8 protein-coding genes are annotated in these 6,690 nt (G+C 45.3%); all 8 read left to right on the top strand.

All coding sequences use genetic code 11. The features are described from left to right. The first annotated feature begins 310 nt into the window (after positions 1-310). Positions 311-1,060 (top strand): amino acid ABC transporter substrate-binding protein, encoded by a 750-nt coding sequence (locus tag OC193_RS15735; protein WP_048662697.1) that lies wholly within the window; start codon positions 311-313, stop codon positions 1,058-1,060. A gap of 135 nt (positions 1,061-1,195) precedes the next feature. After that, positions 1,196-1,867, top strand: coding sequence for an amino acid ABC transporter permease (locus tag OC193_RS15730; protein ID WP_009848134.1), 672 nt, complete (start codon positions 1,196-1,198; stop codon positions 1,865-1,867). After that, positions 1,864-2,601, top strand: coding sequence for an amino acid ABC transporter ATP-binding protein (locus OC193_RS15725; RefSeq protein WP_048657813.1), 738 nt, complete (start codon positions 1,864-1,866; stop codon positions 2,599-2,601). Before OC193_RS15730 ends, OC193_RS15725 begins: the two co-directional genes overlap by 4 nt. A gap of 207 nt (positions 2,602-2,808) precedes the next feature. After that, entirely contained in the window at positions 2,809-2,943 is a 135-nt protein-coding gene (rpmH, locus tag OC193_RS15720) for a 50S ribosomal protein L34 (protein ID WP_004735800.1), read from the top strand. Between the two features lie 45 nt (positions 2,944-2,988). After that, positions 2,989-3,312: a ribonuclease P protein component gene (gene rnpA / locus OC193_RS15715; protein WP_017055478.1), complete on the top strand. Its 324-nt coding sequence runs from the start codon at positions 2,989-2,991 to the stop codon at positions 3,310-3,312. Continuing rightward, positions 3,279-3,536, top strand: a complete 258-nt coding sequence (yidD, locus tag OC193_RS15710) for a membrane protein insertion efficiency factor YidD (RefSeq protein ID WP_004735802.1) — start codon at positions 3,279-3,281, stop codon at positions 3,534-3,536. Before rnpA ends, yidD begins: the two co-directional genes overlap by 34 nt. 2 nt (positions 3,537-3,538) lie before the next feature. Then, positions 3,539-5,161, top strand: coding sequence for a membrane protein insertase YidC (gene yidC, locus OC193_RS15705; RefSeq protein ID WP_048657814.1), 1,623 nt, complete (start codon positions 3,539-3,541; stop codon positions 5,159-5,161). Between the two features lie 130 nt (positions 5,162-5,291). Then, the gene (gene mnmE / locus OC193_RS15700; protein ID WP_048657844.1) at positions 5,292-6,653 is read left to right on the top strand and encodes a tRNA uridine-5-carboxymethylaminomethyl(34) synthesis GTPase MnmE; all 1,362 of its coding nucleotides are present in this window, start codon (positions 5,292-5,294) and stop codon (positions 6,651-6,653) included. Positions 6,654-6,690: the final 37 nt, after the last annotated feature.

The following is a 6,690-nucleotide window of genomic DNA, read 5'->3' as shown; positions in this document are numbered from 1 at the left end:
GGTGCCCCCACTCTATTTAAGTAATATGAAATGACTGCTAATTTTACCTGTTGATAAGTCAGATCACCAGCAATTGATCACAGATCCAGTGAATAAGATCCAAGTTATTCACAATAAATTTGTAATTAATCGGTGGATCCACACATCTTGCCCCTAATTTACTCACACAATGATCCACTTATGCCCGGATCCTTGCTAGTTATCCCCAAATTGGGAATTCAATCTGGTTATGGTTAATAACATCTGGTTATTTATTCTATTGAGCATTTTCCCAGTAACATCCAACCCTATAAATATAAGGAGTTACCAAATGAATAACTGGATTAAGGCTGCAATTGCGGCTATCGCACTCTCTGCTGCTACTGTTCAAGCTGCGACTGAAGTTAAAGTCGGCATGTCTGGTCGCTACTTCCCGTTTACGTTCGTTAAGCAAGACCAGCTACAAGGTTTTGAAGTAGATTTATGGGATGAGATCGGTAAGCGTAACGATTACAAGGTTGAATACGTAACGGCAAACTTCTCTGGTCTGTTTGGTCTTCTTGAAACGGGTCGCATCGATACTATTTCAAACCAAATTACAATGACAGATGCACGTAAAGCGAAATACCTATTCGCAGACCCATACGTAGTAGACGGCGCACAAATTACCGTTCGTAAAGGTAATGACAGCATTAAAGGTATCGAAGACCTAGATGGTAAGACGGTTGCGGTAAACCTAGGCTCAAACTTTGAACAACTGCTTCGCAGCTACGACAAAGGTGGCAAGATCAATGTGAAAACCTACGATACAGGTATTGAACATGATGTCGCATTGGGTCGTGCAGATGCATTCGTAATGGATCGCCTATCAGCATTAGAGCTTATCAAGAAGACTGGTCTACCATTACAACTAGCGGGTCAGCCATTCGAAACCATTGAAAACGCTTGGCCTTTCGTGGACAACGATAACGGCAAAAAACTGCAAGCAGAAGTAAATGAAGCATTAGCAGCAATGCGCGCAGATGGTACGCTAGAAAGTATCTCTCAGAAATGGTTTGGTGCGGACATTACTCAGAAGTAATTGCTCACTTTCTCCACTCAAGGCCCACTGCTTTATACAGCGGTGGGCTTTTTGCTTTTGTGCACTGATTAAAAAACCTGATAGAACAGTACTTACATATAGAACAACACTTCCAATAAAAATACGAGATAGATTATGGGATTTGACTTTAATTACATGCTAGAGCTGTTGCCGATACTACTAAAGTATTTAGGCACCACGATGGAGATGGCGACTTGGGGCTTGTTCTTTGCTCTGATCCTGTCTCTGATACTGGCGAATATTCGTGTATTCAAAATCCCAGTACTCGACCAACTGAGCCAGCTTTACATTAGCTTCTTCCGAGGCACACCACTGTTGGTACAGCTGTTTCTCCTTTATTACGGCTTACCACAAGTCTTCCCGTGGATGGTTGGGTTAGATGCCTTCAGCGCCGCTGTGATTGGCTTAACCCTGCACTTTGCCGCGTATATGGCAGAAAGTATTCGTGCCGCGATTATCGGTATTGATCGCAGCCAGATGGAAGCTAGCCTTTCGGTCGGTATGACAACCAGCCAAGCGATGCGCCGAGTGATCTTACCGCAAGCAACTCGCGTGGCACTGCCATCATTGATGAACTACTTCATCGACATGATCAAGTCGACTTCACTAGCCTTCACCCTAGGTGTCGCCGAAATCATGGCTAAAGCTCAGATGGAGGCTTCTTCTAGTTTCCGCTTCTTCGAGGCTTTCTTAGCGGTCGCGCTGATTTACTGGGGCGTGGTAGTTATCCTCACTCGTATTCAAATTTGGGCCGAAGTGAAACTGAATAAGGCGTATGTACGATGATCAAATTACAAAATATCCACAAGCAGTTTGGTGACACCGAAGTTTTGAAAGGGATCGACCTAGAAATCAAGCAAGGTGAGATAATTGTCATCATAGGTTCAAGTGGGACTGGTAAATCTACTTTACTGCGTTGTGTGAACTTTCTAGAGCAAGCCGATCAAGGCACTATTTCGATTGATGATATTAATGTCGATGCTCAGAAACACACCAAAGCAGAGGTGCTGGCACTGCGTCGTAAGACCGGTTTTGTGTTCCAAAACTATGCCCTGTTCGCTCACCAAACCGCGAGACAGAATATTGCTGAAGGTTTAATTACCGTTCGTGGTTGGAAAAAGCAGCAAGCCCATGAAAAAGCACAACAAATACTTGATGATATTGGCTTGGGAGACAAAGGTGAGAGCTACCCAGCCGCGCTCTCTGGTGGCCAGCAACAACGGGTGGGTATTGGCCGTGCAATGGCACTACAACCCGAGCTTTTACTGTTTGATGAGCCGACTTCAGCGCTCGATCCTGAGTGGGTTGGCGAAGTTCTTAACCTAATGAAAAAACTGGCAAATCAGCATCAAACCATGCTGGTGGTTACCCATGAAATGCAGTTCGCTAGAGAGGTCGCAGACCGAGTGATCTTCATGGCTGACGGCCATATTGTTGAGCAGGGATCTCCACAGGATATTTTTGGTAATCCACAGGATCCTAAATTAAAAAAATTCTTAAATAAGGTTGGGATCGACTAAGGATCCTTGTGATTTTAGTTATTCTACGTATAATCCCCCGACCGGAATTTTAGTTAACCCAATCATTGACACTTTTTGTGACAGTGATTACAATTCCGCCTCTTTGTTGAGAGGCGTCGGTTTTCCTTTCTTATATAAAGAAGAGAAAAAATGCCCACGCCGGGTTTAACAAAAACCTAAAACTACTGATCAGTAAGGTAATTACAAATGAAACGCACTTTTCAACCTACAGTTCTAAAGCGTAAGCGTACTCACGGTTTCCGTGCTCGCATGGCTACTAAGAACGGTCGCGCAACAATCAATGCACGTCGTGCAAAAGGCCGTAAGCGTCTTTCTAAGTAATCTTTGATTATTTTGAATAAGCTAGCCTTCGGTCGGGAGTTACGCTTGTTAACTCCCGAACATTATCAAAATGTCTTCAAGCAAGCTCATCGAGCTGGCTCCCCTCATTTCACCATCATTGCCCGAAATAACTCTCTTTCAAATCCTCGTCTTGGATTAGCCGTTCCGAAAAAGCAGATTAAAACCGCCGTGGGTCGTAATCGATTCAAGCGTCTTACTCGTGAAAGCTTTCGTAACACTCAACACAAACTTCCTAACAAAGATTTTGTTGTAATCGCTAAGAAGAGCGCGCAAGATTTAAGCAATGAAGAAATGTTCAAGCTACTCGACAAATTATGGCTTCGCCTGTCTCGCCCTTCGCGTGGATAGCGCTAATACCCATCTATTTTTATAGATGGTTTATTAGTCCACTCATCGGCCCACGCTGCCGATTTACTCCAACCTGCTCTTTATATGCGATAGAAGCGTTGAAAGCTCACGGTTTTGTAAAAGGGTGTTGGTTATCAGGCAAACGTCTATTAAAATGCCATCCTTTGAACGAAGGGGGCTTTGACCCCGTTCCACCAGTCCAAAAACAAGACAGAGATAAATAACGATGGATTCTCAACGTAATATCCTGTTAATCGCATTGGCTTTGGTTTCTTTCCTACTGTTCCAACAATGGAACGTAGCTCAGAATCCAGCACCACAAGCGGTTGAGCAGGCACAATCTGGCAGCACCCTACCAGCGCCATCTTATGCAGATGATCTAGACCCGGCTCCTGGTCAAGTTTCTTCTTCTGCTAAAACTATCACAGTAACAACTGATGTACTGACTCTGTCAATTGATACGGTTGGTGGTGATGTCGTTAAAGCAAACCTAAACGATTACTCTGCTGAGTTCGATTCTGAAGACACTTTTGTTCTTCTTAAAAACGAACCTGGTCACCAATTTATCGCTCAAAGCGGTCTAGTGGGTCCTCAAGGTATCGATTTAAGCAGCACAAACCGCCCAAGCTATACAGTTTCAGCAGACAGCTTCACGCTTGCTGATGGTCAGGATGAACTACGCATCCCAATGACTTACCAAGCGAACGGCCTTGATTACACAAAAACATTCGTACTTAAACGCGGAAGCTACGCGATTGACGTTGAATACGATGTAATCAACAACTCTGGCAATAACGCAACATTCGGCATGTACGCTCACCTACGTCAAAACGTTATGGATGACGGTGGTAGCCTAACAATGCCAACTTACCGTGGTGGTGCTTACTCTACGGAAGATACGCGTTACAAAAAATACAGCTTCGACGATATGCAAGATCGCAACCTGTCTCTTAACCTAGCAAACGGTCAAGGTTGGGCAGCGATGATTCAGCACTACTTTGCAAGTGCTTGGATTCCACGCGACGAAGCAGGCAGCAACCTTTACACTCGTGTCATTGGTAACCTTGGCGACATCGGTGTTCGCATGCCGAACAAAACCATTGCTACTGGCGACGAAGCAAGCTTCAAAGCAACGCTTTGGGTTGGTCCTAAACTTCAAGACCAAATGGCTGCTGTTGCACCAAACCTAGACCTAGTAGTTGACTACGGTTGGTTATGGTTCATTGCTAAACCACTTCATACTCTGCTTTCATTCATTCAAGGCATCGTTGTGAACTGGGGTCTGGCAATCATCTGTCTAACTTTCATCGTTCGTGGTGCTATGTACCCACTAACGAAAGCTCAGTACACGTCTATGGCGAAAATGCGTATGCTTCAGCCTAAGCTGACTGCAATGCGTGAGCGTATTGGCGACGACCGCCAACGCATGAGCCAAGAAATGATGGAGCTTTACAAGAAAGAGAAAGTAAACCCACTAGGTGGCTGTTTACCTATCCTTCTGCAAATGCCTATCTTCATTTCGCTATACTGGGCACTAATGGAGTCTGTTGAACTGCGTCACTCACCGTTCTTCGGTTGGATTACTGACCTTTCTGCACAAGACCCATACTACATCTTGCCACTTCTGATGGGTGCTTCAATGTTCCTAATCCAGAAGATGAGCCCGACAACTGTAACGGATCCAATGCAGCAGAAGATCATGACCTTTATGCCGGTTATGTTCACATTCTTCTTCCTGTTCTTCCCTTCAGGTCTAGTTCTATACTGGCTAGTATCGAACATCGTAACTCTGATTCAGCAAACGCTTATCTACCGCGCGCTGGAAAAGAAAGGCTTACATTCTAAGTAAGTTCGATAATAGAAAGAGATAAAGAAAGGCGACCAAAAGGTCGCCTTTTTGTTTTTAGCTGATTACAATTCAGCTAATTGATTAATCGTGAGCGCCCCTTTTTGGCTTTCACATGCTAGCAGGCACAACTATGACTACAGATACGATTGTTGCTCAAGCGACTGCACCCGGCCGTGGCGGCGTCGGTATTATTCGCGTTTCAGGCCCACAAGCAGCCCAAGTTGCGCTTGAAGTTACCGGCAAAGTACTGAAACCACGTTACGCTGAGTACACCCCTTTTAAATCTCACGATGGTTTAGAGCTAGACCAAGGTATCGCGCTTTACTTTCCTAACCCGCACTCGTTTACTGGCGAAGACGTATTAGAGCTACAAGGCCACGGTGGTCCTGTGGTAATGGATATGCTCATCAAACGCATCCTTGCGATTCCAGGGCTACGCGCAGCACGCCCAGGTGAGTTCTCGGAGCGTGCCTTCTTGAACGATAAGATGGATCTAACCCAAGCAGAAGCGATTGCCGACCTCATTGATGCCAGTTCAGAAGAAGCGGCGAAATCAGCCCTGCAATCGCTGCAAGGTGAGTTCTCAAAACGCATTAATACGCTGGTGGACTCTCTGATTCACTTACGCATCTATGTTGAAGCCGCTATCGACTTCCCAGAAGAAGAGATTGATTTCCTTGCTGACGGTAAAGTAAGTGCTGACTTACAAGCTATCATCGACAATCTTGAAGCGGTTCGCCAAGAAGCCAATCAAGGTGCAATTATGCGTGAAGGCATGAAGGTGGTGATTGCAGGTCGTCCTAATGCCGGTAAGTCGAGCTTACTGAATGCATTATCGGGTAAAGACTCCGCGATTGTGACTGATATTGCTGGTACCACCCGTGATGTACTGCGTGAACATATCCATATTGATGGTATGCCACTGCACATTATTGATACCGCAGGCCTGCGTGAAGCCTCGGATGAAGTCGAAAAAATCGGTATTGAACGCGCTTGGGAAGAAATTACTCAAGCCGATCGCGTTTTATTTATGGTCGATGGCACCACTACCGATGCAACCGACCCGAAAGATATCTGGCCCGATTTCGTTGATCGTCTGCCGAATAATATCGGAATGACTGTGATTCGTAACAAAGCCGATCAAACAGGTGAAGATCTCGGAATTTGCCATGTTAATGATCCAACTCTGATTCGACTATCAGCAAAGACTGGGCAAGGCGTTGATGCACTGCGTAATCATTTAAAAGATTGCATGGGCTTTGCGGGTGGCAATGAAGGTGGCTTCATGGCACGTCGTCGCCACTTAGATGCCCTAGAACGCGCATCTGAGCACCTAGATATTGGTCAGCAACAGTTAGAAGGCTATATGGCAGGTGAAATCTTGGCAGAGGAGCTGCGTATAACGCAGCAACACCTTAATGAGATTACGGGTGAGTTCAGCTCCGATGACCTACTCGGCCGTATCTTCACCTCTTTCTGTATTGGTAAATAACCCTTAAAGGCCGGCTCATGCTGGCCTTTTTCTTTAG

This window comes from Vibrio crassostreae (genome assembly GCF_024347415.1).
Classification (GTDB): Bacteria; Pseudomonadota; Gammaproteobacteria; order Enterobacterales; family Vibrionaceae; genus Vibrio; species Vibrio crassostreae.
The sequence above is the reverse complement of the archived record's forward strand: the minus strand, read 5'-3'. Positions and strand labels throughout refer to the sequence as shown.

Coding starts and splice junctions, on each gene's coding strand:
- OC193_RS15735 (WP_048662697.1), top strand. CDS start 311: ATGAATAACTGGATTAAGGCTGCAATTGCGGCTATCGCACTCTCTGCT.
- OC193_RS15730 (WP_009848134.1), top strand. CDS start 1,196: ATGGGATTTGACTTTAATTACATGCTAGAGCTGTTGCCGATACTACTA.
- OC193_RS15725 (WP_048657813.1), top strand. CDS start 1,864: ATGATCAAATTACAAAATATCCACAAGCAGTTTGGTGACACCGAAGTT.
- rpmH (WP_004735800.1), top strand. CDS start 2,809: ATGAAACGCACTTTTCAACCTACAGTTCTAAAGCGTAAGCGTACTCAC.
- yidD (WP_004735802.1), top strand. CDS start 3,279: ATGGCTTCGCCTGTCTCGCCCTTCGCGTGGATAGCGCTAATACCCATC.
- yidC (WP_048657814.1), top strand. CDS start 3,539: ATGGATTCTCAACGTAATATCCTGTTAATCGCATTGGCTTTGGTTTCT.
- mnmE (WP_048657844.1), top strand. CDS start 5,292: ATGACTACAGATACGATTGTTGCTCAAGCGACTGCACCCGGCCGTGGC.